The 24,445-nt window shown below is 71.9% G+C and carries 23 protein-coding genes; 13 read left to right on the plus strand and 10 right to left on the minus strand.

Going from position 1 to position 24,445, the window contains the following annotated elements; all coding sequences use genetic code 11:
- The first annotated feature begins 685 nt into the window (after nucleotides 1-685).
- The 9 genes from N8J89_RS29540 to N8J89_RS29580 all read left to right on the plus strand — a co-directional run bounded on the left by N8J89_RS29540 (nucleotide 686) and on the right by N8J89_RS29580 (nucleotide 9,041).
- Complete coding sequence (locus N8J89_RS29540) at nucleotides 686-1,159, plus strand: helix-turn-helix domain-containing protein (RefSeq protein ID WP_252483866.1); 474 nt, start codon at nucleotides 686-688, stop codon at nucleotides 1,157-1,159.
- A complete protein-coding gene (locus N8J89_RS29545; protein ID WP_283660272.1) occupies nucleotides 1,156-1,725 on the plus strand; it encodes an ImmA/IrrE family metallo-endopeptidase in 570 nt (189 codons plus the stop codon). The genes N8J89_RS29540 and N8J89_RS29545 overlap by 4 nt, the downstream gene beginning before the upstream one ends.
- Nucleotides 1,726-1,768: 43 nt before the next feature.
- Complete coding sequence (locus N8J89_RS29550) at nucleotides 1,769-2,929, plus strand: MAB_1171c family putative transporter (protein ID WP_283660273.1); 1,161 nt, start codon at nucleotides 1,769-1,771, stop codon at nucleotides 2,927-2,929.
- A gap of 148 nt (nucleotides 2,930-3,077) precedes the next feature.
- A complete protein-coding gene (locus N8J89_RS29555; RefSeq protein ID WP_283660274.1) occupies nucleotides 3,078-3,665 on the plus strand; it encodes a hypothetical protein in 588 nt (195 codons plus the stop codon).
- Nucleotides 3,662-4,342, plus strand: coding sequence for a Crp/Fnr family transcriptional regulator (locus tag N8J89_RS29560; protein ID WP_283660275.1), 681 nt, complete (start codon nucleotides 3,662-3,664; stop codon nucleotides 4,340-4,342). The genes N8J89_RS29555 and N8J89_RS29560 overlap by 4 nt, the downstream gene beginning before the upstream one ends.
- Before the next feature lie 117 nt (nucleotides 4,343-4,459).
- Nucleotides 4,460-5,275 carry a hypothetical protein gene (locus N8J89_RS29565; RefSeq protein ID WP_283660276.1) on the plus strand — a complete coding sequence of 272 codons (816 nt, stop codon included), beginning with the start codon at nucleotides 4,460-4,462 and terminating at the stop codon, nucleotides 5,273-5,275.
- On the plus strand, nucleotides 5,272-7,317 hold the full coding sequence (locus N8J89_RS29570) for a hypothetical protein (protein ID WP_283660277.1): 2,046 nt from the start codon (nucleotides 5,272-5,274) through the stop codon (nucleotides 7,315-7,317). The genes N8J89_RS29565 and N8J89_RS29570 overlap by 4 nt, the downstream gene beginning before the upstream one ends.
- Complete coding sequence (locus N8J89_RS29575) at nucleotides 7,310-8,143, plus strand: hypothetical protein (RefSeq protein WP_283660278.1); 834 nt, start codon at nucleotides 7,310-7,312, stop codon at nucleotides 8,141-8,143. Before N8J89_RS29570 ends, N8J89_RS29575 begins: the two co-directional genes overlap by 8 nt.
- Nucleotides 8,144-8,261: 118 nt before the next feature.
- The gene (locus tag N8J89_RS29580; protein WP_283660279.1) at nucleotides 8,262-9,041 is read left to right on the plus strand and encodes a hypothetical protein; all 780 of its coding nucleotides are present in this window, start codon (nucleotides 8,262-8,264) and stop codon (nucleotides 9,039-9,041) included.
- On the opposite strand, the gene N8J89_RS29585 is transcribed toward N8J89_RS29580, so the two are convergent.
- From N8J89_RS29585 to N8J89_RS29600, 4 genes are all read right to left on the minus strand, one after another.
- Nucleotides 8,981-10,231: a PPE domain-containing protein gene (locus N8J89_RS29585; protein WP_283660280.1), complete on the minus strand. Its 1,251-nt coding sequence runs from the start codon at nucleotides 10,229-10,231 to the stop codon at nucleotides 8,981-8,983. The two genes, N8J89_RS29580 and N8J89_RS29585, sit on opposite strands and share 61 nt — an antisense overlap.
- 13 nt (nucleotides 10,232-10,244) lie before the next feature.
- Complete coding sequence (locus N8J89_RS29590) at nucleotides 10,245-10,829, minus strand: DUF3558 domain-containing protein (RefSeq protein ID WP_283660281.1); 585 nt, start codon at nucleotides 10,827-10,829, stop codon at nucleotides 10,245-10,247.
- Complete coding sequence (locus N8J89_RS29595; protein ID WP_283660282.1) at nucleotides 10,826-11,155, minus strand: hypothetical protein; 330 nt, start codon at nucleotides 11,153-11,155, stop codon at nucleotides 10,826-10,828. Before N8J89_RS29595 ends, N8J89_RS29590 begins: the two co-directional genes overlap by 4 nt.
- A 120-nt stretch (nucleotides 11,156-11,275) precedes the next feature.
- Complete coding sequence (locus N8J89_RS29600; protein ID WP_283660283.1) at nucleotides 11,276-11,959, minus strand: DUF998 domain-containing protein; 684 nt, start codon at nucleotides 11,957-11,959, stop codon at nucleotides 11,276-11,278.
- Between the two features lie 343 nt (nucleotides 11,960-12,302).
- Here N8J89_RS29600 and N8J89_RS29605 point away from each other — a divergent pair, with 343 nt between their 5' ends.
- Nucleotides 12,303-12,734 carry a glycine cleavage system protein H gene (locus N8J89_RS29605; RefSeq protein ID WP_283660284.1) on the plus strand — a complete coding sequence of 144 codons (432 nt, stop codon included), beginning with the start codon at nucleotides 12,303-12,305 and terminating at the stop codon, nucleotides 12,732-12,734.
- A 1-nt stretch (nucleotide 12,735) separates the two neighbouring features.
- Here the strand turns inward: N8J89_RS29605 and N8J89_RS29610 are convergent, their stop codons facing one another.
- Both N8J89_RS29610 and N8J89_RS29615 read right to left on the minus strand, forming a co-directional pair.
- Nucleotides 12,736-14,394: an FAD-binding dehydrogenase gene (locus N8J89_RS29610; RefSeq protein WP_283660285.1), complete on the minus strand. Its 1,659-nt coding sequence runs from the start codon at nucleotides 14,392-14,394 to the stop codon at nucleotides 12,736-12,738.
- Nucleotides 14,395-14,586: 192 nt separating this feature from the next.
- Nucleotides 14,587-15,033, minus strand: a complete 447-nt coding sequence (locus N8J89_RS29615; protein WP_283666280.1) for a MarR family winged helix-turn-helix transcriptional regulator — start codon at nucleotides 15,031-15,033, stop codon at nucleotides 14,587-14,589.
- A 152-nt stretch (nucleotides 15,034-15,185) separates the two neighbouring features.
- Between N8J89_RS29615 and N8J89_RS29620 the strand changes: the two genes are divergently transcribed.
- The 3 genes from N8J89_RS29620 (at nucleotide 15,186) to N8J89_RS29630 (ending at nucleotide 18,090) form a co-directional block, all read left to right on the plus strand.
- Nucleotides 15,186-16,382, plus strand: coding sequence for an MFS transporter (locus N8J89_RS29620; protein ID WP_283660286.1), 1,197 nt, complete (start codon nucleotides 15,186-15,188; stop codon nucleotides 16,380-16,382).
- Nucleotides 16,383-16,447: 65 nt separating this feature from the next.
- Entirely contained in the window at nucleotides 16,448-17,233 is a 786-nt protein-coding gene (locus N8J89_RS29625) for an SDR family NAD(P)-dependent oxidoreductase (RefSeq protein ID WP_283660287.1), read from the plus strand.
- A gap of 29 nt (nucleotides 17,234-17,262) precedes the next feature.
- Nucleotides 17,263-18,090 carry an aldo/keto reductase gene (locus tag N8J89_RS29630; protein WP_283660288.1) on the plus strand — a complete coding sequence of 276 codons (828 nt, stop codon included), beginning with the start codon at nucleotides 17,263-17,265 and terminating at the stop codon, nucleotides 18,088-18,090.
- A 52-nt stretch (nucleotides 18,091-18,142) separates the two neighbouring features.
- On the opposite strand, the gene N8J89_RS29635 is transcribed toward N8J89_RS29630, so the two are convergent.
- The 4 genes from N8J89_RS29635 to N8J89_RS29650 form a co-directional block, all read right to left on the minus strand.
- Nucleotides 18,143-21,964, minus strand: coding sequence for an nSTAND1 domain-containing NTPase (locus N8J89_RS29635; RefSeq protein ID WP_283660289.1), 3,822 nt, complete (start codon nucleotides 21,962-21,964; stop codon nucleotides 18,143-18,145).
- A 169-nt stretch (nucleotides 21,965-22,133) separates the two neighbouring features.
- A complete protein-coding gene (locus tag N8J89_RS29640) occupies nucleotides 22,134-22,811 on the minus strand; it encodes a glycoside hydrolase family 2 TIM barrel-domain containing protein (RefSeq protein WP_283660290.1) in 678 nt (225 codons plus the stop codon).
- Nucleotides 22,738-23,388: a glycoside hydrolase family 2 protein gene (locus tag N8J89_RS29645; RefSeq protein WP_283660291.1), complete on the minus strand. Its 651-nt coding sequence runs from the start codon at nucleotides 23,386-23,388 to the stop codon at nucleotides 22,738-22,740. The genes N8J89_RS29640 and N8J89_RS29645 overlap by 74 nt, the downstream gene beginning before the upstream one ends.
- A gap of 560 nt (nucleotides 23,389-23,948) precedes the next feature.
- On the minus strand, nucleotides 23,949-24,428 hold the full coding sequence (locus tag N8J89_RS29650; RefSeq protein WP_283660292.1) for a VOC family protein: 480 nt from the start codon (nucleotides 24,426-24,428) through the stop codon (nucleotides 23,949-23,951).
- Nucleotides 24,429-24,445 lie beyond the last annotated feature (17 nt).

Raw genomic sequence — 24,445 nt, forward strand, 5'->3', positions numbered from 1 at the left:
TGCCCCTGACTGCGCGATCGTCCGTTCCATCCCCCCGGGCGGACGGATGCGTCAAGTCGATGCGGGGAAGGCGTTCTATCCGTCTTCCTGCGCCCAGGTCGCCGGCCGCGACTTCCTCCCCCCTAGGTCCCGGCCGGCGACCTGCCGCTCTCCCGGACCCTGCTCGCGCTTTGCGCTTCGCCGGGTCTCGGCAGGGCGTTTTCTGGGGGCGAAGCCCCCAGGCCCCGCCCGGAGGGCGCTGCCCCCGGACCCCCGGACGGTTCGCGGGGAATCGCTGAGAGTTGAGTTTCGCCAGTAGGCATGGGCCTCTCGCTGCCTGTCTGCTGCCCAGTTGTTGTTCTCTTCTCCCGTGCGCCTCGCCTTGTCCCCCTGCGCCTGCCGTGCCCTTCGGTCGTTGCTCCCCCTGCCTCGCCTCTCCCCTTCCTTCCCCTCCCCGTTGCCTGTCCCCAGCTCTTCTTCTTGTGTCGCAACGGTTTCTGGCTTCTGTTCGAAAAGGGGGCGGGGCGGCTCGGGGCACGCAAGCGACCCCCAGTCGCTTGGTGCCGGCGAGTCGCCCCGTCCGGGTGTGGGTCCCGGTGCTGCGGGGCTCACGGGTTGCAGCTTAGGGTCAAATCGAGCGCTTTTGCAACACAGTGGAACAAGATGGTGCTAGTTTCCACTTCAGTGTTCTCAAGGGAGGTGGGTCGTGCCAGAACGGGAAGTGCCAGGACAGCGGGCGTCCGACGGCGTCACGGCTGCTCGGTCCGCCTTCGTGGAACGGCTGCGCTATCTCCTGGAGCACCATCCCGCCGGGCCGCACACGCCAGCCGAGGTGGCCGCGGGGACCGGGTTGTCGCAGTCCGGGATCTACGCGCTGCTCTCGCCCAAGGCCAACCCCACCGTGGAGACCATGGCGACGCTGGCCTCCTTCTTCGGGGTGCCGCTCGGGTACTTCGTGGACGAGCAGATCGCCGAGCGGACCAGGGCCGAACTGGGGCTGCTCAGCCGGTTGAAGGACGCCGGGGCGCAGAAGGTGGCGTTGCGGTCGACCTCGCCGGGGACCATGGAGTCGGCCTCGCTGCCCGAGCTGCTGGACCTGATCGGCGCCGCGGTCGAGCAGGCCCGCCGGCTGAAGGAGACGGACGGCCCTCGACGGCCGGATGAGTCCCCGACAGAATGAAGGTCGCCAGGTGGCGTCGCGGGGACGCCGGGCGGGAAGGCGACTCGGGGTTGCGGCGCACATACCGGGAATGCGCGGACATCGTCAACGGGCTGGCTCTGCCGCAGCCCTTCGATGTCCAGGTGCTCTGCGACCGGGTGGGCGACGAGCGCGGCAGGCCGATCTTCCTCGCGCCGATCAGCCTGCCCACCGGTGGGCCGTGCGGGTTGTGGATCAACACCGATCCGGCCGACTACATCTTCTTCGAGGCCGACACCTCCCCGCTGCACCAGCGGCACATCGTGCTGCACGAGCTGGGCCACCTGCTCTGCGACCACCACGCCGCGCCGGTGCTCACCCCGGACGCCTCCCGGCTGCTGATGCCCTCGCTGGACCCGGCCATGGTGCGCAGGGTGCTGGGCCGGGGCTGCTACTCGGCGGTGGAGGAACAACAGGCGGAGATCATCGCCTCGATGATCATCCAGCGGACCAGCGCGTGGGCCGCCGAGCCGGTGCGGCCGGTGCCACCGGAGGCCGCGGAGCTGGTGCGCCGGATCGAGCGCGCCCTAGAGCGATCGGTGAACTGAGCTGGACGCCGTCAGCCTGGTCCTGCCGCCACTGTGCGCGCTGGTGTCCCTGATCGCGCTGCTGTACAAGCTGCGCGACCTGCGCCGCGACCGGCGGGAACCCGGGCTGCTCGCGCTGTGCGCCACCTTCGCCATCCTGACCGTCACCTACACCCTGTTCATCCCGGCCGTGTGGGCCTGGGTGGACCGGCTGCTCGGCGTGCCCAACATCGGCGGGATCATCAACCAGGGCATGGTGATCCTGCTGACCATGGCGCAGCTGAGCGTGGTGCTGCGCTGGTCCGACCCGCCAGGGGTGGCCTGGCCGCGGATCCGGTTCCGGCTGTGGCTCTACGGCCTGGTGCTGGCCGCGATGGCGGCGCTGTACACGCTGGCGGCCACCACCAGCGTGCCGGACGACCACTTCGCCCTCTCCTTGGTCCGCTCGCCGTACTACCAGGTCTACATGGGCCTCTACCTGGGCGCGTACACCCTGGGCCAGGTCGACGTGATGCGGCTGTGCTGGCGCTACGCCAAGGTCGCCGGGCGGCCGTGGCTGCGCCGGGGACTGCGGATCGCGGCGGCCTCCTCCGCGCTGGGCCTGGTGTACTCGGCCGGGCGGGCCGCCGACGTGGTGGGCGGGCTGCTGGACTACAGCGGACTGTGGTGGGAGCCGGTGGTGCGGGTCAGCGTCGGGCTGGCCGCGCTGCTCAAGGTGGTGGGCTGGACCATTCCCGGCTGGGGACCCCGGCTGTCGGTGGCGCTGGGCGCGCGGGACCGGCGGCGGGCGCTGCGCGAGCTGACCCCGCTGTGGCAGGCGCTCTACCGCTCCGCCCCGGACATCGCGCTGGTGGACCCGCTCGGCGCGGGCATGCGGCAGAGCCTGGAGTTCCGGTTGTACCGCAAGGTGATCGAGATCAGGGACGGGCAGCTCGCGCTGCGGCCGTACCTGGATCCGGCGGTCGCGGAGACCGCGCGGCGGATCGGCGCGGCGGCCGGGCTGAGCGGGCGGGAGCTGGACGTCGCGGTGGAGGCGGCGCGGCTGCGGGTGGCGCTGCGGGACCAGGCCGAGGGGCACCGGCCCGAGCGGTCCGCGCCGCTGACCGGGGACAGCGGGGGCGACCTCGCCGAGGAGCTCTCCTGGCTGCGCCAGGTGTCCAGGGCGTTCAGCGGCTCGCCGGTGGTGGCCGCGGTGCTCGCCGAGTCCAGCAGGGAACACGCCTGAGCCTCCCGGCCGGCGAGCGGCGGCCTGGTCACGATCACTCTGCGATGTGATGACGGTCACGGTCCGTATGTGCGGTTCCGGACACAATGTCGTGATCATCAGGAGCAGGCTGTGCCCCGACCACCACGCCGTTGTTCCGGAGTTCCGCATGAGCGAGCCGCCGCCGTTCCTCCCGCCCTACCGGGCCGTGCTGGTCGCGGACAACCGGGACTACGACGGTGATGGCCCGGCCCGGCAGCGGCTGGACGAGTCGGTGCCCGAGGTGCTGCGCGCGACCTTCGACCGCATCGGCCAGCCCGATCTGTGGCGGGAGCTGGCCTTCCAGGACAGCTCGGCGCTCGGCCACACCCTGGGCCTGGACACCCGCTACCTCCCCCTGTTGGTCGAGCCCTACCTCCAGGCCCTGCGCCGCGAACTGGCCGCGCGGAGCCGCCACACCCGCACCCACCCGCTGCGCCTGCGGGTCAGCCTGGGCGTCTGCCCGCTGCCGGAGGCCGGCGCCCCGGCCAGGGTGGAGGCGCACAACCTGATCAACGCCCAGTCGGTGCGCAACCTGGCCCGCCGTGCCGACCCCACCCCGGCCTTCGTGGCCGCGATCCTGTCCGAGCGGGTGTTCAACGACGTGGTGCGGGCGGGCTACACCCGGCTCTCGCCTGCGGAGTTCACCAGGACCGAGGTGCGGGTGAAGCAGTACCACGGCACCGGCTACCTCCACCTGCCGAGGGAACCGGAATGAGCCGGCGCCGCGGCTTCCGCGCGATGGTTCCCGAGGCCGTGTGGGCGGAGCTGCTCGCGCTGGGCACACCGCACCGGTTCCGGCCGCGCGCGGAGCTGGTGCGCCAGGGTGGCTTCGGGGAGTTCCTGTTCGCGGTGGCCGAGGGCCGGATCAAGGTGCTGCACCGCAACGAGGACGGCGAGCAGCTGCTGATGGCCATCCGCGGTCCTGGCGACCTGGTCGGCGAGCTGGCCAAGACCGGGTCGGCGCCGCGCAGCGCCACCGTGCTGGCGGTGGATCCCTGCCGGGCACACCGGATCGCCGCGGCCGAGTTCGACCTGTTCGCCAGCCGCCGGGGGCTGACCGGCACGGTGCTGGAGTACTCCTACGGCAAGCTGCGGGAGAGCGTGGCCAACCGCAGCAGGCTGGTGCACTCCCGGCCGGCCCAGCGGATCGCCCGGCTGCTCGCCGACGCGCTGGACCTGGCCGATCCCCGGCTGCCCGAGCGGTCACGGCTGCCGTTCACCCAGCAGGAGCTGGCCACCGAGCTCGGCCTCTCCCGCAGCAAGGTCGCCGCGGTGATCGCCGGACTGCGGGCCGCGGGAGTGCTCGGTGCGGGCCCTCGGCTGCGGGTCAGCGATCCGGTCCGGCTGCGCGCGTGCGCGGACCGGTCCGGACCCGATCAGCGCGATCTGTGACGCCAGTCACGCCCATTGTGTCCAGCGGTGGACAAACTCCGACGGCGGGCCCGGCGACGCTGGGCCTGCACCGATCTCGGTCACCCCCATCGGCGAGCACACTCTGGAGTCATCAGCATGTCCGCATCACTGCCCCGTGACCTGCCGCCGTACCGCGCGGCGCTGGTGGTCGACATCAAGGACTACAGCGGTTACCAGGGGGCTGAGCACCAGTCGCTGAGCGAGCAGGTGCCGGAGATCCTGGCCGCCGCCTTCACCCGCGTCGGCCGCCCGGAGGTCTGGGCGGGCAAGAGCTTCCACGACAGCACCGGCGACGGGTACGCCGTCGGCCTGGACCCCCGGCACCTGCCTCTGCTGATCGACCCGTTCCTGGGCAGCCTGCAGCGGGAGCTCTCCGCCCGGCACGAGCTGGCCACCGGCGCGGCGGCCCGCTCGCCGGTGCGGATGCGGGTCAGCCTCAGCGTCGGCCCGCTCACCGACAGCGGCCGCAACGTGCTGGGCGACGGCAAGGGCGAGCACCGGGTGGAGGCGCACCGCCTGGTCGACGCGCCCGCGTTGAAGGAGCTGCTGGAGCGGACCAACCCGATGCGCACCTTCGTCGCCGCGATCCTGTCCGAGCGGGTCTTCCAGGACGCGGTGGCCACCGGCTACACCGGCCTTGACCCCAGCGAGTTCACCCCGGCCGAGGTGCGGATCAAGCAGTACCGGGGCACCGCCTACCTGTACCTGCCGCACCACTCCGGCGATGTGCTGGCCAACGGCCTCATCACCGCGTCCCGGCCCGAGGCCCCGGCCGAGGAGGTCCCCGCTGCGGCTCCCGCCGCCGTGCGGGAGAACCGGAGCCGGGGCGGGATGGGCGATCTGCGCGAGGTGAGCGGGACGATCATCGCGGGCAACGACGGCTCGGTACGCACCGGCGGGCGGCAGGGGTGACCGAACAGTCCACTGTGGACCGCAGCCGGGGCGGCATGGGCGATGTGCACGACGTCAGCGGGATGCTGATCACCGGCAACGACGGTCCGGTGCTGACCGGTGGCGGCACCCTGCACGTCACGTACAACCAGTTGCGGGAGGGCCTGGACGACGGGCCACAGCGGCACCGCTGGGTGTCGCCGGAGCGGGTCGGCTGGCTGCGCGGCCGTTTCGTCGAACCGAGGGGTTTCCACGAGGCGGCCGCGCGGCTGGCACGCGCCGGCATCGTGTTGGTGCACGGCAGTCCGGGCTCCGGACGACGCAGCGCGGCGATCATGCTGCTCGCGGGTTCGGCCGTCACCGGTGACATCCGGGAAATCTCGGTGGCCCCTGGCGAGGCCGAGCTGTTCGACCCGGACGTCGTTGCCGCGGAACGACTGCTGCTCGATCTGTCCACTGTGGAGCCAGCGGAGCTCGCCCAGGCCGGCGGCCTGCTCGACGTGCTCACCGGCCAGGTCCGCCGCTCCGGCGGCGCGCTGGTCGTGGTCCTGCCCGCCGGGACAAGCCCGCGGACGGGCGGCTTCTTCGGCGACCAGCTCGCCGAGATCGTGCTAGAACCGGGGCAGCGCAGGCGGTTGCTGGAGAGTCACCTGCGGGCAGGCGGGGTCGCGGTGAGCGCGGCCGATCTCGACGATCCCCGCCTGGCCGCGGTGCACCAGGCGCACCCCGCCGAGGAGCTGGCCCGGCTGGCCGAGCTGCTGACCGCTGAGCGGCCCCGGCACGAGAGCTTCGCCGGCACCGTCGAGACCGCGCTGGCCGCCTACCGGAACTGGGCCGAGGAACTGGGCGAGCGGTTCCGGGAGCACACCGATCCGCGCTGGCGGGCGCTGATCGTGACCGCGGCGCTGCTGGAGGGCACCCGGATCGAGGCGGTGCACCAGGCCTGCTCGATCCTGTTGGCCCGCACCGGGGACCCGGTGCCCGAGCAGCACCCGCTGGCCGCCGAGCCGCTGACGCGGCGACTGGCCCAGGTCGGCGCGCTGGTGCGGGAGGACCGGGTGTGGTTCGGCAAGCTGGCCTACGGGGAGGCGGTGCTGCACCACGTGTGGCGGGAGCTGCCGGGTCTGCGCGAGGTGCTCACCCACTGGGTCGAACGGCTGCCCACGGCGCCGCGCACCATGATGTCGACCGCGGACCGGCGGCGGATGGCCGACCGGTTCACCGAACTGGCGCTGCACTCCGGCGAACGGACCGACCTGCGCTGGCTCACCCGGCACTGGGCCGACTCCAACAACCCCCGGGTGGTGCCGCTGGCGCTGAGCACGCTCCGGCTCTCCATGTTCGACCGCGCCGCGGGCGGCTACTTCCGGCAGATGCTCGCCGAGTGGTCCCGGGTGCCCGGCAGTTCGCCCAACCGGGCCAGGGTGGTCATCACCGCCTGCGCCGAGGTGCTGAACGAGTCGCACCTCCCGCTCGCCTTGGCCATGCTGCAGAACCTGTTGGCACACCAGGACCCCGCCGTGGTCGCCGAGGCGCGCGAGCTGCTGCTGGGCATGGCCGTGACGACCTCCGCCCGGTTCTCGGTGCTGCGGCGGGTGACCGAGGCGATGGCCAGGGGCGACGGGCTGGCGGCCAACACCTCGGTGTTCCGCGTGCTGACCGCGCCACCGGAGCTGTTCGCCCCGGACGGCGTCTCGGTGCCGCTGTGGTCGACGCCGGGGGTGCGGGAACTGCTGCTGACCGGGTGGCGGGCCGTGTTCGGGCAGGAACCGCCGGAGGAGAGCGTCGAGGCGGTGCGGGACTGGCTGCGCCTGGTTGACGGGTCCATTGTGGACGGTGATCGGATGCCGTCCCTGGTGCAGCTGCTGGTGGATGCCTGTGACGGCGACTACCGCCTGCTGGCCGTGCTGCGGCGGATCACCGCCGACTGGGTCGTCGACGCGACCGACCAAGTCCCGGCCAACCAACGGGAATGGGTGCTGGCCTGGGTGGACGAGAAGATCGAGGACGCGCAGGACAACGCCTGGACGCGGACCTTCGGCGAGGGGAGTCTTGGTGGTTGAGTCAGTCCGGTCCGATCTGCCGCAGGGGTGCCTCGGCCCGTTCACGGCCTGGCTGCGCAGGAGTGCTCAGCCACCGCCGCCGCCCATGCCGCATCCGGTGCGGGGCATCGAGGTGCGGGACTGGCAGCTGCCCAGTTCGGTGCCCGGCGTCGACTTCCACCTGACCGGGCAGATCTTCTGGCAGGTGCTGGCGGGCAAGAGCTTCCACCCGGACCTGGAGAACCTGGCACGGCACGCGGTCCACCAGCGGGTGGCGTCGGTGACCTCGGCCGGGCACCCGGCCCACCACGTCTCACTGCGGATCCGGCTCAACACCGAGCTCGGCGAGTCCATGATGGATCCGACCGGGCGGATCGCGGCCCGCGCGGAAGACCTGACCCTCTCCCTGGCCGACGGTGCGCTGGAACGGATCCAGCGGTACCAGGACCTGTTGCTGGCCAAGGCGGTCTGGGACCTGGAGTCCCAGCTGGAGCGCGACCGCACCCGGTACTTCCGGCAGGAGGTGCTGCGCGACACCAGTTCCGCCGCCGCCTGGTGGCTGGCCCGCAACCCGGCGGGCACCGGCGAGGCCGCCGCCATGGTCGAGCACCTCGGCCACTGGGTGCGCGCGGTCAACGGCCCCGGTGACCCGGAGCCCGCGCCTGCCGGTCCGCCGCTGACCGCCGCGGTCACCGAGCTGGCCGCGGACATGGACGAGTCGAGCCGCCAGCTCTTCGTCAACCACCTGGCCCGCGTGCTCGAGCAGTACGGGCGGGTGCGGGCAGGCGCCGAACTGCGCCTGCTGTTACCTCAGGTGACCAACGGCAGCCACGCTCCGCCACGGTGACCCCCGCCCGGCGCTGGCATCCGGGTAAGGCAAGGCCGTTGCGTGACACATGTCACGCTCGCCAGGCGTGTGTGCCGCGAGACTGCTCCGGCGGGTCCATTGCCGAGGAGGGTCGTTCATGACCGGATCCACACAGGCACGCCGACCGGTGGGGCCATTCGCCGGAGTCGGCACCTGGTGGCGTTCTCGCCAGTTGCGCAAGGAAGAGGTGGGGGCGGCGGCGCCGCCGGTGGCCACGCCGGCCAGGGTGGCGCGGTACGAGGTGGCCGCGTGCCGGGTGCCGAGTGCGACCGCGGAGTTCGCGTTCACCTTCTCCTGCACCGTGCGGTGGCGGCTGGTGCCCGCCGCGGACGGGCCCCGGCATCCCAATCCGGCCGGGGTGGCGGTGAACGCGGTGCTGCACCGGGCGATGGCCATCTCCGGCGCGGCCGAGCTGACCGAGGGCGAACGGGTCAACGCCGAGCTGGCCGCCGAGCTCGGCACGCCCAAGCCCGATCCCGGTGGCTGGGTGCAGTCCTGGGCCGAGGACATCGGCCTGTCCGCCGACGCCGAGGACCTGAGCCTGGTCACCCAGCTGCAACGATTACGCCGCAAGCGGCTGGCCTGGGCGGCGGAGCGGGAATGGGAGTGCGACCAGCGGCAGTACCTGACCGAGAGCGTGCTGCGTGATCCCGGCTCGGCGGTGGCCTGGTGGCTGGCCCGGCATCCCGACGAGGTCGAGGAGGCCGTCCGCCTGGTCGGTCCGCTGGCCCGGCTGGTCTCCGCGGTGCACCAGACCGAGGTGCACCCGCTGTACCGCGAGTTCGAGCCGCGCCACCAGCTTCCGGGGCCGAGGGCTCAGGAGGGCTCCTCGCCGATCACCGGTGGCGGCACCGTGGGCAGGTCGTCCAGTCCGTAGATCTCGTCGCTGAGCCTGCGCACCTTGCTGGTGTGCTCGACGTCGTCCTCGGGCCTGCGGCCGGGGTGCGCCGGCGGGAGCAGCGAAGGGCCTGGGGCACCTGGTTTTCCGGCGGCGGGGTGGGTGGTTCCCCGGCCGGTCGAGGCGGGGTTGCGGGACGCGGGTGGTGGTGGCTGCGGGGATGCGCCACCACCGCCCAGCGCGCCGAGAAAGCCTGCCGTGCCACCGGAACCGGCGGCGGGTCCCGGGCCGCCGTACCCGCCGCCGGGACCCGGGCCGCCCAGCCCGACGCCGGATCCCCCGCCTTGCCCGGGGCCGCCGAACCCGGTTCCCGAGCCGTCGGGGACCGGCAGGTCCGGGCGGAGGCCGGTCGGGGCGGCTTGCGCCCGGGTGCCGTCCTCGGGACCGGGCGAGTGGCCGGGACCGGGGTGGGCGACGGGTTCGGTGGTGATGGGTTCGGTGGTGATGGGTTCGGTGGTGATGGGTTCGGTGGTGGCGGGTCCTGGTGGCCGACCCGGGTTGGCCGGCTGGTCCAGTGGTGTTCCCGGTGGGCGGGTTCGGCCGGGGTCGCGGGTGGGCGGGTCGGCCGGTGGGGGTTCCCTGCGATCGCCGGGCGGGGGTGGGGCAACCGGTGTGGTCTGGACCGCGATCCGCGGTGGGTCGGGCAGGGTGGGCACCGACTCCGCCTGTGCCCTGGCCGCGGCCTCGAAGGCGTACAGGGCGCGGTTGGCGGCGTCGTCGCGGGCCTTGTTGGCGGCCAGCTGGGTGTGCATGTCCTGCTGGATCTCGATGAGCGCCAACGGGTTGAACGCCGTGTCGACGAAGCCGGGCTGGCGAACCTGCTCGGCGGACTCGATCTTCGGCTTGGTCTCGGCGAAGTCGACGCCGTGCGCGGAGACGCCGGCCAGGTTGGTCTCGGCGGCCTTGAGCGCGGTCATCGCCCAGTGCAGGGACGGCCGGGCCGCGTCGAACATCGCGCTGGCCGCCGCGCCGTGCCAGTCCAGGCCCAGGTCGGTCAGCGCCCGCGCCACCCGCTCCCGGCACTCCTCGGCCGCCACGTGCATCGCCCGCAGCGCGTCCGCCGGCTCGAGCACCGCGCCGCTGCCCGCCCCCTCCTGCATCCACTGGTACTTCTCCTCCAGCGGATAGCCCTCGAACCGGTTGTGCCGTATCCGCGGCTCCTCGCTCATCCCCGCCCCCTCGTCATCGTTTTCCGCGCAGCTCCACCAGGTTCCGGGTGGCCAGCTCCGCCATGGCCACCGCGCGCTGGCACAGCTCTCCCGTGGTCAGCGGCACCGGTTCGGTGTCGTAGGAGTACTGGATGCCCAGCCGCTGCCCGTCGGCCACGCTGACGTCGACGAAACAGCCCCGGCCGTCGGTGGTCCGGCGGTTCTGCACCGCCGGGAACCCGGCCACCCGCACCAGCTGGACCTCCAGGTTGGTCTCCCCTGGCCGCAGCCAGACGTCCGCGCCCTCCTGCGGCACCGGCGTGACCTGGTAGGCGTAACGCGGTTTCTCCCCCGACCGGGAGAAGCCGCAGCCCCGGTTGCCGAACCGGTCGCCGGCCTCGGCTGGCATCACGTAGTCCACGCCGAGGTCCTTGCGCTGCGCGGCGGTCAGCAGCTCGCACACCTGGCCCTCGACGAAACCGTCCAGCCGGATCTCCTTGGGGCGCGCGGACACCACCGCCTTGGCCGCCGCCTCGTCCATCGGCACCGGCGAACCGGGCACCGAACAGCCGGCGAGCACCACCAGCGCCACCATTCCCAGCACCCGGAAGGCGATCATGACCGATACCGCGCCAGGGATTCGGCGATCTCCGTTTCGGTGAATCCGTAGGCCTGGGCGGCCAACCTGAGTTCCACCGCCGCGTCCAGCAGGGTCTGGCTGTACTTCAGGTACTGCTGGTAGATCGAGTCCGGCCCGTCGACGAACTTCCAGCTGTACACCTTCGCGGCGTCCGCGCTGACCGGATCACCGCCGCAGGGCCGCATCCGCAGGCCTTCCTGCAACAGGCGCAGCCTGCCCCGCAGCCATTCCCCTTCCCGGTTGAGCACCGCGAAGGCGGCCAGCACCTGCTCCCGGCTCACCCGGACCCGGTCATCGCTCCCCACGACTACCCCCCGATTTACCACGATTACGTTGCGTAATCGTAAAGACGGTAAAGGGTGGGGAGCGTGACTATTTGCACACAACTCGGGGCTTCACCCGAATTGACGTACAAACCCCCGCAATTACTTGTTTGGCTTGGCAAAATGCGCCCAACAACCCAGTGCCACCACAGCCAGCACCTCGGTCAGGGCCAGTCCCCGTTCCCACAGGCCCAGCGGGAAGAACTCCCACCAGCGCGCACCCAGCGGCCCGTAATAGGCGATCACCGCCACGATCGGCGGGAACCACAGCAGCGACACCAGTCCCAGCCACCACACCGTCCTGGCGAAGCCCCGCGAGGCGGCCTCCGCTAGCCAGGGCCGCGCCAGCAGCATGGCACCGATCGGCAGGCCGAAGAAGGCCAGCGCGCTGCCCACGCGGTGGATGTCACCGCTGAGGCTGGGGCCGACCGACCAGTCGTGCTTGGGGAACAGCACCACCATCACCAGGCCGATGACCCACATCGCCAGGAACACCGCGGCGGGCGAGGCGGCGCGGGTCAAACCCTTGCGCACCAAGCCGACCAGGATGACCGCGGAGCCCGCGGCGAGGATCAGCAGGGCGGAGTCGAAGACCCAGCGCTGGTCGGTCAGGGCGTAGTGGCTGATGGTGCGGAACAGCGGCGCGGAGGTGGGCAGCAGGTCCAGCAGGCCGAGGAGCGCGATACCGGCCAGCACCAGCACGGTGCGTGCGGCGGCGCCCAGGACCCGTTCGGGGAGGGCTCTGGGCGCCGCCGCGGCGGTGGTGCGCTCGGGCTCCGTCGGCACCGGGGGAACCTCGGGAGACAGCACGCGCACCTCCGCGGTGAGGCGCCGGGGTCCGCACTCCGCCGGCGCCGGGTTGTTGTGGTCGGTTGCCTGAACAACGCGGCGGCGGCCGGACATCGTTCCCGGTCGCGGCTGTCGACAACCTGAAGACGCCTGGTCCGGCCGTGGCGGAGCTTGAGGGTGAGCAAGGACACCGCCGCACCAGCACACCGCCGCGACCTGCGGCCGCGGCCGGGAAACCGATTACCTATACGCAAGGGTTTCGAAATACCCGGTTACACGATCTCACTACGGCACGTCGACCACTTGGCTACGCGCAGTCAGCTGACCTAGCGTCGCGGCCATGGCGGTCACAGATCTGCACCCAGAGCTGTCGGATGTTCCGGACCGGTTCGACTACACCGCGGACCACGCCTGGATCGAGTTCGGCCAGGACGCGGTCAAGCTCGGCCTGACCGCGCCGGCTTCGCGCTGCCTCGGCACCGTGCGCTACCTCAGCCTGCCCCCGCGCGGGGCGCGGCTGGAGGCGGGTGAGCGGTGCGGGCTGATCGCCTCCATCCGGCTGTGCAGCGACCTGTTCGCGCCGGTCAGCGGCGAGGTGGTCGAGGTCAACGCGAACGTGCTCGCCGATCCCTCGTTGCTGTTGTGCAGCAACGACTCCGAGATCTCTTGGCTGGTCAAGGTGCGGCTGACCGCGTGGCCGGCGCACGTGCTCACGCCGGAGGAGTACCGGGACAGCGTCGGCGCGCGCTGCCCGGACCACCTGCGCGGCTGACTCAGCCGACCGCGGCCGCCGCGGCCCGGCCCGCCGTGCGGCCGGAGAACAGGCAGCCGCCGAGGAAAGTTCCCTCCAGCGAACGGTATCCGTGCATGCCGCCGCCGCCGAAGCCCGCCACTTCGCCGGCCGCGTACACCCCGGGCAGCGGTTCGCCACCGGCCTGCAGCACCCGGCCGTCCAGGTCGGTCTCCAGGCCGCCCAAGGTCTTGCGGGTCAGGATGGACAGCCGCACGGCGATCAACGGGCCCGCCTTGGGGTCCAGCAACCGGTGCGGGCTGGCCACCCGGATCAGCTTGTCCCCCAGGTAGTTCCGCGCGCCGCGCAGCGCGGTCACCTGGAGGTCCTTGGTGAACGGGTTGGCGATCTCCCGGTCCCGCGCCAGCACCTGACGCTCCACATCGGACACTTCGATCAGCGGCTCGCCGCCGGTGAGCTCGTTCATCCGGCGCACCAGCGCGGGCAGGGTGGGCTCCACGATGAAGTCGACCCCGTTGCGCTTGAAGGCTTCCACCGGTCCCGGCGCGCCGCCGCGGGCCCGGCCGATGACCTGCCTGACGCTCTTGCCGGTGAGGTCGGGGTTCTGCTCGGAGCCCGACAGCGCGAACTCCTTCTCGATGATCTTCTGGGTGAGGATGAACCAGGTGTGCTCGTGCCCGGAGCGCATGATGTGCTCCAGGGTGCCCAGGGTGTCGAAGCCGGGGAACAGCGGCACCGGCAGGCGCTGCCCGCGCGCGTCCAGCCACAGCGAGGACGGGCCGGGCAGGATCCGGATGCCGTGCCTGGCCCAGATCGGGTTCCAGTTCTGGATGCCCTCGGTGTAGTGCCACATGCGGTCCGGGTTGATGATCCGCGCGCCGGCGGCCTCGGTGATGCCGAGCATCCGGCCGTCCACGTGCGCGGGCACGCCGGAGAGCATCTTGGCCGGCGGGGTGCCCATCCGCGCGGGCCAGTTGCGGCGCACCAGGTCGTGGTTGCCGCCGATGCCGCCGGAAGTGACGATCACGGCCTGGGCGTGCAGCTCGAACTCCCCGATCGGCACCCGGGAGCTGCCCTCGCCGCGGGCCACCGAGCTGGGTTCGAGGACCTGGCCGCGCACCCCGTGGACCACGCCGCCGGTGACGCTCAGCTCGTCCACCCGGTGCCGGAACTTCAGCGTGACCAGGCCGCGCTCGACCGCGGCGCGCACCCGCTTGACGAACGGGGCGATCACGCCAGGGCCGGTGCCCCAGGTGATGTGGAAGCGCGGCACCGAGTTGCCGTGGCCGTTGGCGTCGTAGCCGCCGCGCTCAGCCCAGCCGACCACCGGGAAGATCTGGATGCCCTGCTGCTTGAGCCAGGACCGCTTCTCCCCCGCGGCGAACCGCACGTAGGCCTCGGCCCACTTGCGCGGCCAGTAGTCCTCCTCGCGGTCGAAGCCCGCGGTGCCCAGCCAGTCCTGCCAGGCCAGCTCGTAGGAGTCGCGGATGCGCAGGCGGCGCTGCTCCGGCGAGTCGACCAGGAACAGACCGCCGAAGGACCAGAAGGCCTGGCCGCCCATGCTCGCCTCGGGCTCCTGGTCCAGCAGCAGCACCCGTCTGCCCGCCTCGGCCAGCTCGGCGGTGGCGACCAGACCGGCGAGCCCAGCGCCCACCACGATGACATCGGCATCGGCAGCCATTGACGACCCTTCTCCCGGAGCGGGATGACGCGGACCAGCCGATCATGCCGCCTCACCAGCCCGCGGCCTAGCACCGCGGGCGGATTTCTACCCGCGAGTAGCGCGCCGGAACGGCCAACGTGGCGTACGACTTCAGCCAACACGGCGTACGACTTCGGCCAACACGGCGTACGAGATCGGCCAACACTCGGGTCAGGGGGTCCAGGACTTTTCCAGGACGACGACCAGGGGGGCCAGTTCGGGGAGGGTCTGGGCCTCGGCGAGGGCTTCGGCCAGGGCCTGGTCGTGGGTGGGGCGGGCCTGGTCGACCAGCTGCTGGCCGGTGGGGGTGACCTCGGTGTAGATGCCGCGGCGGTCGGTCGGGCACAGGTAGCGCTCCAGCAGGCCGCGCTCCTCCAGGCGGGTGACCAGGCGGGTGGTCGCGGACTGGCTGAGCACCACCGCGTTGGCCAGCTGGTTCATCCGCATGTGCCAGCCGTCCTGGCGGGACAGGATGGACAGCACGCTGAACTCGCGCACGGACAGCTCGTGTCCCTTCTGCAGCGCGCGCTCCAGCTTGTCCTCGATCCGCCCGTGCAGGGCGGCCAGTGTGCGCCATCCCTGGGCCCGCGCTTCGACCGCGTCGTCGGCCAGTCCCATCTCCCGCGCCTCCTCCAGCTGCTCGGCTTGCGCCACCCGGTGTCCCGGTGCATCATACAGCTCGTGCAATAACCAGCGTGTGCAACTATCGCAGACGCGGGTTGTTGTGGACGCCGTTAGTTGTCGACGCTACCCACCCTGGAGTGCTGGCCATGCCCATTGCCCTGCTCGCCCTGGCGATCAGCGCGTTCGCCATCGGCACCACCGAGTTCGTGATCATGGGGCTGTTACCCGAGGTGGCCGCCGACTTCGGGGTGTCCATCCCGGCCGCCGGCCTGCTGATCTCCGGTTACGCGCTGGGCGTGGTGGTCGGCGGGCCGCTGCTGACCGCGCTGGGCGGACGGCTGCCGCGCAAGACGATCCTGGTCAGCCTGATGGGGCTGTTCATCGCCGGGAACCTGTTCTCCGCGCTGGCCGAGACCTACGGCCTGCTGATGACCGGCCGGGTGGTCGCCGCGCTCGCGCACGGCGCGTTCTTCGGTGTCGGCTCGGTGGTGGCCGCGGACCTGGTCGCGCCCGAGCGCAGGGCCAGCGCGATCGCGATGATGTTCACCGGCCTGACCATGGCCAACGTGCTCGGTGTGCCGCTGGGCACCGCGCTGGGCCAGCAGCTGGGCTGGCGCTCGACGTTCTGGGCGGTGACCGCGCTGGGCGTGCTCGGCCTGGTCGGGGTCATCGCGCTGGTGCCGCGCACCAAGGCCGCGCCGGGCGGCGGGCTGCGCCAGGAGCTGGCGGTGTTCCGGATCCCGCAGGTGTGGCTGGCGCTGGCGATGACCGCGCTGGGCTTCGGCGGGGTGTTCGCCTCCTTCACCTACATCGCGCCGATGATGACCCAGGTCGCCGGGTTCGCCTCCGGCACGGTCACCTGGCTGCTGGTGCTCTTCGGGGCCGGCCTGTTCGCGGGCAACCTGCTGGGCGGCCGGGCCGCGGACCGCGCGCTGATGCCCAGCCTGTACCTGTTCCTGGCCGCGCTGGCCGCGGTGCTGTTCACCTTCACCTTCACCGCGCACTCCCAGCTCGGCTCGGTGCTCACCATCGCCCTGTTCGGCATCGCCGGGTTCGCCACGGTTGCGCCGCTGCAGATGCGGGTACTGAACAAGGCGGCGGGAGCGCCCGCGCTGGCCTCGGCGGCCAACGTGGCCGCGTTCAACCTGGGCAACGCGGGCGGCGCGTGGCTGGGCGGGCTGGCCATCGACCACGGCCTGGGCTACACCGCGCCGAACTGGATCGGCGGCACGCTGACCGTGGCCGGGCTCGCGGTGGCGCTGTTCTCCGGCTGGCTGGACCGCCGTCGGCGGGCCACGATCAACACCGAGGGAGCCACTCCGGAAGCCGCGCTCGCGCGCTGAGTACCCGCGTCGACTGCATATATCGCGCCACTGAACATCCTCGCCAGGAAAGGCAGCTCGTACCGATGAAGATCGACCTGACCGGCCGCACCGCCCTCGTCACCGGCTCGACCAGCGGGATCGGCTACGCCGTGGCCGCCGGGTTCGCCAACGCGGGCGCGAACGTGGTGCTCAACGGCCGCAGCGCGGACCGGGTCGCGGCGGCGGTGGACAAGCTCACGGCGGAGACCGGTTCGGAGAAGGTCACCGGGGTGGCCGCGGACATCGCCACCGCCGAGGGGGCGGACTCGCTGTTCGCCGAACTGCCCGAGGTGGACATCCTGGTCAACAACACCGGGATCTTCGGGCCCCAGCCGGTCTTCGAGATCCCGGACGCGGAGTGGCTGCGCTTCTTCGAGGTCAACGTGCTCTCCGGGGTACGGCTGACCAGGCACTACGCGCCGCGGATGGTCAAGCGGGGCTGGGGCAGGGTGGTCTTCGTCAGCAGCGAGTCCTCGACCATGATCCCCAGCGAGATGGTGCACTACGGGATGACCAAGACCGCGCAGCTCTCGGTCGCCCGCGGCATGGCCCAGGAGGTGGCCGGCAGCGGGGTCACCATCAACAGCGTGCTGCCCGGCTCCACCCTCACCGAGGGCGTGCGCGCCTTCATCGGCGAGCTGTACCCGGAGCTGCCCTTCGAGCAGGCCGAGCGCGAGTTCATGGCCAAGGACCGGCCGACCTCGCTGCTCAAGCGGCTGATCCGGCCGGAGGAGATCGCCAACCTGATCGTCTACACCGCCAGCGACGCCGCCTCGGCCACCACCGGCGCGGCGCTGCGGGTCGACGGCGGTCTCATCCCGACCATCTGAGTTCTTCGCAGCACAGGAAAGGAAGATCGATGAGCAAGGTTCCGTCCATCACCCTCAACAACGGGGTGGCCATGCCGCAGCTGGGCTTCGGTGTGTTCCAGGTCCCGGACGCCGAGACCGAGGCCGCCGTCACCCACGCGCTGGAGGCCGGGTACCGCAGCATCGACACCGCGGCCATCTACGGCAACGAGGGCGGCGTCGGCGCGGCGCTGGCCGCCGCGGGCCTGCCCCGCGAGGAGCTGTTCATCACCACCAAGCTGTGGAACGCCGACCAGGGCTACGACAGCGCGCTGCGCGCCTTCGACGCCAGCCTGGACAAGCTGAAGCTGGACTACCTGGACCTGTACCTGATCCACTGGCCCGTGCCGGCCAAGGGCAAGTACGTCGAGTCCTGGAAAGCGCTGACCAAGCTCCAGGAGGACGGCCGGGTGCGCGCGGCAGGCGTGTCCAACTTCCAGCCCGCGCACCTGCGCGAGGTCATCGACGCCACCGGCGTGGTGCCCGCGGTGAACCAGGTCGAGCTGCACCCGCGGCTGGTCCAGGCCGGGCTGCGCGAGGTGCACCGGGAGCTGGGCATCGTCACCGAGGCGTGGAGCCCGCTGGCCCAGGGCGAGTTGCTCGACGATCCGGTGCTGGTGGAGCTGGGCCGCAGGTACGACCGCACCCCGGCCCAGGTCGTGCTGCGCTGGCACCTCCAGCTGGGCAACGTGGTGATCCCGAAGTCGGTGACCCCGTCCCGGATCAAGCAGAACCTGGACGTCTTCGGTTTCGAGCTCACCGCGGACGACCTGGCCTCGGTCACCGCGCTCAACGCCGACCGCCGCACCGGTCCCGACCCGGACACCTTCAACCGCTGATCCGGCCAGACCTGTTGCCCCGCCTGGGTTTCCGGGCGGGGCGAGGTCCTGCTCAGCGGCAGCTGGGGCGTTGCGGGACGTCGGGGAAGTACTGCTCCCACTCCTGCGGGCTCAGCTCTGGGGCCGGCAGCTCGCAGACGCGGGCGGCGGCCTGTTCCGGGTCGGCGTCCCAGAGCAGCACCACGCCGTCGTGGCCGCCGCTGACCATGGTCTTGCCGTCCGGGCTGAACTGGACGCTGTAGACCCGGTCCTTGTGCAGGGCCAGCACCGCGGCCTCGGTGAGGCGGCCCTGGCCGGAGACCTCCCACAGCCGCAGGGTCTGGTCGGCTCCGGTGCTGGCGAGCATGTTCCCGTCGCCGCGGAAGGCCACCGAGTAGGTGGTGTTGCCGTGCTCCTTCTTGGTCTCGGCCAGCCGCGGGTGGTCGGGGTCGCGGATGTCCCACAGCCGCACCGAGTGGTCGGCGCTGGTGGAGGCGAGCAGGGTGCCCTCGGGGTTGATCGCCACCGAGTACAGCATGTCGGTGTGGCCGGTGGCCGCGGCCAGCAGCGTGGCCTGGCCGGAGTCGCGCACCCGCCACAGCCGGATCACCCGGTCCGCGCCGGCGGCGGCCAGCACCTTGGTCTTCTCGTTGTAGGCCACGGACATGATGGCGTTGGCCGGGCTGTTGAGCACCGCGCCGCGCTGGGGCCGGTCCGGGTCGCGGATGTCCCACAGCGCCACGGTGCTGTCCACGCTGCCGGTGATCAGGGTGGCGCCGCCGTCGGCGAAGGCCATCGACAGCACCCCGTCCACGTGGCCCTTCAGCTCGCCGCGCGGTCGGATGTCGTCGAGGTCGCCGACCGACCACAGCCGGACCGTGCCGCCCAGCGTGGAGGTGGCCATCAGTTTGCCGTCGGCACTGAACCGGACGTCGTAGACCACGTCGTCGTGGCCTTGCAGGATCTTGAGCAGCCGGGGGTGCTGCTGGTCGCGCACGTCCCACAGCCGCACGGTGTGGTCGGCGCTGCCGGTGACCAGCACCTTCTGCGCAGGGTGCAGCACCGCGGTGCGCACCGGGCCGGTGTGCGCGCTGAGCTCGGGCAGCTCGGCCGGGTGCTCCGGGTCGGCGAAGTCCCACAGCCGCACGCTCTGGTCCAGGCTGCCGGAGGCGAGGGTCCTGCCGTCGGGGTGGAAGACCACCGAGCGGACGATGTCGGTGTGCTTGCGCAGCACCGCGCCCGCCCTGGGGTTGCGGCGGTCCCGCAGGTGCCAGACCCGGATGTCGTTGTCCAGCGCGCCGGAGACCAGGGTGTCCTCGCCTGGCCGGAAGGACAGGTCGAACACGGTGTCGTGGTGCCCGGTCAGCGGGGGCAACCCGACCGGTTTTCGCGCATCGCGCATGTCCCAGACCCGGATGCTGCGGTCGGGCGCGCCGGTGGCGAACAGGGTGCCGTCGTGGTTGAAGGCCGCGCCGAAGGCACTCTGCCGGTCCACCGGCAGGCCGCCCTTGGACTTGGGGTTGCCGGGGTCGCTGATGTCCCACAGCCGCACCGGCGGTTCGCCGGAGCCGACGATGGCGAAGGTGCGCTCGTCCGGGCTGAAGGCCATGCCGTGCACGGTCATGGTGTCCTGGAAGCGGGCCTTGCGGGTGGCCGCCCTGGGGTCGCGGACGTCCCAGAGCTCGACCACGCCGTCCACCGCGGCGACCGCGAGCAGGTTTCCGGTGCGGTCGAAGGCCAGCGAGGCGATCGAGGCCCCGGTCCACGGCAGACGGCCGATCTCCTTGCCCTGCAAGGGATCGGCCACGTCCCAGAACCGCACGGTGGCATCGCCCGCGCCGGAGGCGATCAGGCCGCCGCCCGGCCGGTAGGCGATGCTGGAGACCGGGCCGGTGTGCCCGTGCAGGGTGCGCACCCGGTGCGGGTGCCTGCGGTCGCGCACGTCCCACAGGCTCATGGTGCTGTTCTGGTTGGCCACCACCATGTTCCGGCCGTCCGGGCTGTACACCGCGGCGCCCACGGTGTTGCCCTGTTCGGTGAGCGGGCTGGCGTAGTGGGTGACGTAGGTGCTGAGCAGGCTGCCCCTGGTCTCCAGGATCGGGGCCAGCCGGTAGGCGGCCAGGCTGAGCCGGGCGGCCAGGCCGGGATTGGCGCCACGCAAGGAGATCGCCCGGTCGGCGACCCGCTGGGCGACGGTGGTGGTGCGTTCCTCGTCGGCCATCCGCTGGGAGTCCACCGCGAAACCGGTGGCGGCCACGCTGAGCACCAGCATCGCGGTGAGCAGCGCGACGGCCTGGCGCAGCCGCCGGGTGCGCCGCCGGTCCACCTGGTCCTGCCGGGTCTGCTCGGCCAGGCTGGCGGTGAGGAAGCGCTGCTCACCGGCGGAGAGGGTGTCCTCGTTGCGGGCGGCCCAGTCCCTGGCCACGGCCAGCCGGGAGCCGCGGTAGAGCGCGCCGGGGTCGCGGTCCTCGGTCTCCCAGCCCGCGGCGGCCTCGGTGAGCTGGCGGTGCACCCGCAGGCCTTCGCGGTCCTCGGTGAGCCAGCCGCGCAGCCGGGGCCAGGACCGGATCAGCGCCTCGTGGGTGATCTCCACGCTGTCGCCGTCGCGGGTGAGCAACCTGGCCGCGGTGAGCCGGTCCAGGACTGAAGCGGTGTCCGGGTCCTCGGTGTCCAGCTCGGTGCGGTGGATGCGGCGCTTGGTGTCCTCGGTGCCCTCGCCGAGTGCGGTCAGGCGCAGCAGGATGCGCCGCAGCAGGGCGCGCTGGGCTTCGGTCAGTCCACTGTGGACTTCCTCGGCGGTGCGCGCGACGGCGTGTTCGATGCCGCCGACGGCGTCGTAGCCGGAGAGGGTCAGCGTGGTGCCGCGCCTGCGCCGCCAGGTCTCCAGCAGCGCGTGCGAGACCAGCGGCAGCACGCCCGGCCGGCCGGAGGCGTCCGCGACCAGGCGGGTGACCAGCGCGGTCTCCACCGAGCAGCCCGCGCGCACCGCGGGTTCGACGATGGCGGCGCGCAGCTCGTCGGTGCTGAGCTGGCCGACCACGACCTGCGCGTCCTGCAGGATGCCCGCCAGCTCGGGGCGTTGCAGGCAGTGGGTGTAGAAGTCCGAGCGGACGCCGATGACCACCCTGGCCCTGGTCAGCTCGTCGTCGGTGGCCGCGCGCAACGCGGACAGGAACGCCGAGCGCTCGGCGGGGTCGGCGCACAGGGTGAACAGCTCCTCGAACTGGTCCACCACGAGCAGGAACTCCGCGCCCGCGGGCTCGCCGTCGAGCAGCTGGCGCAGCGCGAGCCCGAGGTTGCGCGGCTGTGCGCGGAGGTCGGCGGCGAGCCGGCCGGCCGGGGTGCGCAGGCGGGCGGCCAGCGCCACCGCGCACTCCTCCAGCGGGCGGGCGCCGGGGGTGACCACGAGCGCGGGACCGGCCTTGGGCAGCACCCCGGCGCGCAGCACCGAGGACTTGCCGGAGCCGGAGGCGCCGACCACCGCGACGAACCGCCGCCGGGCCAGCAGGCCGATGAGCTTGTCCACCAGGTCGGCCCGGCCGAAGAACCGGTCGGCGTCCTCGGCCTGAAAGGCGGCCAGGCCGGGATAGGGCGGGCGTTCGCCGTCGATCTCCCTCGGCTGGGCCGGATCGAGCTCCGCGGCCGCGTCCCGCCACCGCTTCTCCCACTCCGCTTCCTCGCCGCCGCAGGCCTTGGCGTAGGCGAGGGTGACCGCCAGGCTGGGCAGCCGGTCGCCGCGCGCGGCCTGGGCGAGGGTGGCCATGGAGAAGTGCGCCTGCCGGGCGAGCTCCCGGTAGCTCGGGTTGCCCGCCTGCTGCCGCAGCGCGCGCAGCTCGCCGGCGAAGCGCTGGACCGGTCCCCCGTCCGGATCCAGTGGACGTTCTGGCCGTGGCATCTTCCCCCACCCGGATTGTGTGCGCGTTGATTGTGCAGCCCGGGTGGCGAAGCCACACAACAATGGAGGAGCTAAAACTGTTCGTGGGGAGGGACCACGCGGAACCTGGGGGCCGCGCGTGGCGGAAGGCCCGTCGCTCCGGCACCGGAGCGGCGGGCCTTACCCGTTCTCAGCCGGCGAGTGTCCAGGTCACCGTGTCGGTGTAGGAGCGGCCGTTCTTCTCCCCCGTCACCGAGACCACGTTCGCGCCGGGCCGCAGCGTGACCGGCCAGGTGTGCACGCGGTCGGCGGCGGCCTTGGCGCCCTGGGCGAGGCCGTTGACGGTGAGGGTGACCGCGTCCAGGTTGGCGTAGACCTTGACCGTGGTGGCCGCGGCGGTGCGCTGGGTCCACCGGCGGCTGGCCAGGTACACCGTGGGCTCGGGCGACCAGTTGGCCTTGTAGTAGTAGAAGGCGTCCTTGCGGACCTGCCGGTCGTAGGTGACCAGGCCCTTGTCGTTGCGGCCGTCGGCGTCGCCCTTGTGCGTGGCGTAGGTGGACAGCCGCCCGGAGTCCTCGGCGTCGGCCTGCTTGGCCAGGGCGTCCAGGATGCCGTTGGTGACCGCGTTGTCGGTGGCCTGCTCGTTGCCGATGCCCCAGAAGAACACCGAGGGGTGGTTGAAGTTCTGCCGGATCAGCTCGCACAGCGGCTGCGCCACATTGGCCCGGAAACCGGCTGAGTCGGTGACCTGGTTGACCAGCGGGATCTCCGTCCACACCACGTAGCCGCGCCGGTCAGCCAGTCCCAGCACGTGCTGGGACTGCTGGTAGTGCGCGGTGCGGTAGGCGTTGACGCCCATCTCGTCCATCAGGTCGAAGTCTTGCCGCTGCTGGGCCGGGCTGACGCCCAGCCGTGGCCGAGCCGGTCCTGGTGCGCGTTAACCCGCGCAACTGGAGCCGCCGGCCGTTGAGGGAGAAGCCGGTGCTCTCATCGACGGTGGCCGAGCGCTGGCCCAGCGGCTGGCTGAGCGCGTCGGTGACCCGGCCGGTGGCGGCGTCGAGGATCTCCACGTGCGCGCGGTAGAGGTAGGGGTCGGCCTTGCTCTGCCAGTGGCGCGGGTCGCGCACGGTCAGGGTCTGCACGGTGCTGAATTCACTGGCCGCGGCCACGGCCCGGGGCGCGGAGGTGTTGTCCGTGGTGACGGCGCGCTGGCGCAGGTAGACACCAGGGCCGCCGTAGTCGCCCAGGCGCAGCGCGAGCGGGTCGACGGAGATCAGGCCGACCGAGCGGTAGATGCCGCCGAAGAAGGTGTAGTCGGCCGACAATGGCGCGACGTCGGGGTGGGCGGCGTTGTCGACCCGCACCGCGAGCACGTTGTCCTGTCCCGGTTTCAGCGCGGCGGTGGCGTCGAACCGGAAGGCGGCGTAGCCACCGAATCCAGGCAACTGAGCGCCGGGTGAATCCGCGCGATGAAAACGCCAGCCGGAGTCCAGGCTGGCGCGGTGACGCGCTTTCGGAGTTTCACAGGCCGCCGCAGCTGGCGCGACCGCCACCATTCCGGATGCGGCCAGGGTTAATGAGCAGACCAGAATGATAGGCGGAACCGGGACACAACACCACCTCGTTGTTCATGTACGTGAACGGTGTTCTGCTGGTTGAATGATCCAGAAGGCCAGCGACGGCCCATCACGGCGAGCAAGGGCCATTAGTCGCCACGACCGACTGAACAACTGCCGATCGACTGTCCGGTCCGGAGTGGTCAGCAGCCCGGTCAGAGATCATCACGAGGTGGTAAACATGCAGTTCAGCGCGCTGTAGTTGTGCGGTCGTTGGTTGTACGTCGTCGGCTCCGAAGCCGTACAACGCCGAAGGCGATAGAACTGGACTCGGCAGGGACACCGTCGCGACTGGGGGTCGCGACGGTGCAACGCCGGCGGTCTCCCTCGACCGCGCGCGGCAGGGCCGCCCCGTCCCACGGCGGCCCTGCCGCGTATCCGGCCCAGGTTCAGGATTCGCTGTTCGTCCATTCCAGCGCGGCGGCCGCGACCTCCTCATCGGGCACGTCCCGGTCGTGCCGGGCGATGCACCAGCGAATACCGGCCGGGCAGCGGAAAACACCCATGCGGTCCCCGGAAAAGGAGTCCGCGACCGGGTTGATGGGAGTCGCGCCCAGTTCGACGGCCTTCGCGAAAACCTCGTCCACATCGGTGGTCCAGAAGGTCATGGTGAACGCGTTGCCCTCGGCCGGGCTGGGCAGGATGCCGTATTCGGGCATGGGTTCGCTGAGCTGGAACATGCTGTCGCCGAGGCGGAGCTCGGCGTGCATGACCTGGCCGTCGGGGGTGTCCATCCGCTTGACCACCTCCGCGCCCAGGGCCTGCTGGTAGAAGTCGATGGCCTTGGCGCAGCCGGGGGCGGCGAAGAAGACGTTGAGGCGGTGGTAGCCGGCCGGGGCGGGGCCGGTGGCGGTGGTGTTGTCGGTCATGTGAGGCATCCTGGCGA

This window comes from Crossiella sp. CA-258035 (assembly GCF_030064675.1).
In the GTDB taxonomy this organism is placed as follows: domain Bacteria; phylum Actinomycetota; class Actinomycetes; order Mycobacteriales; family Pseudonocardiaceae; genus Crossiella.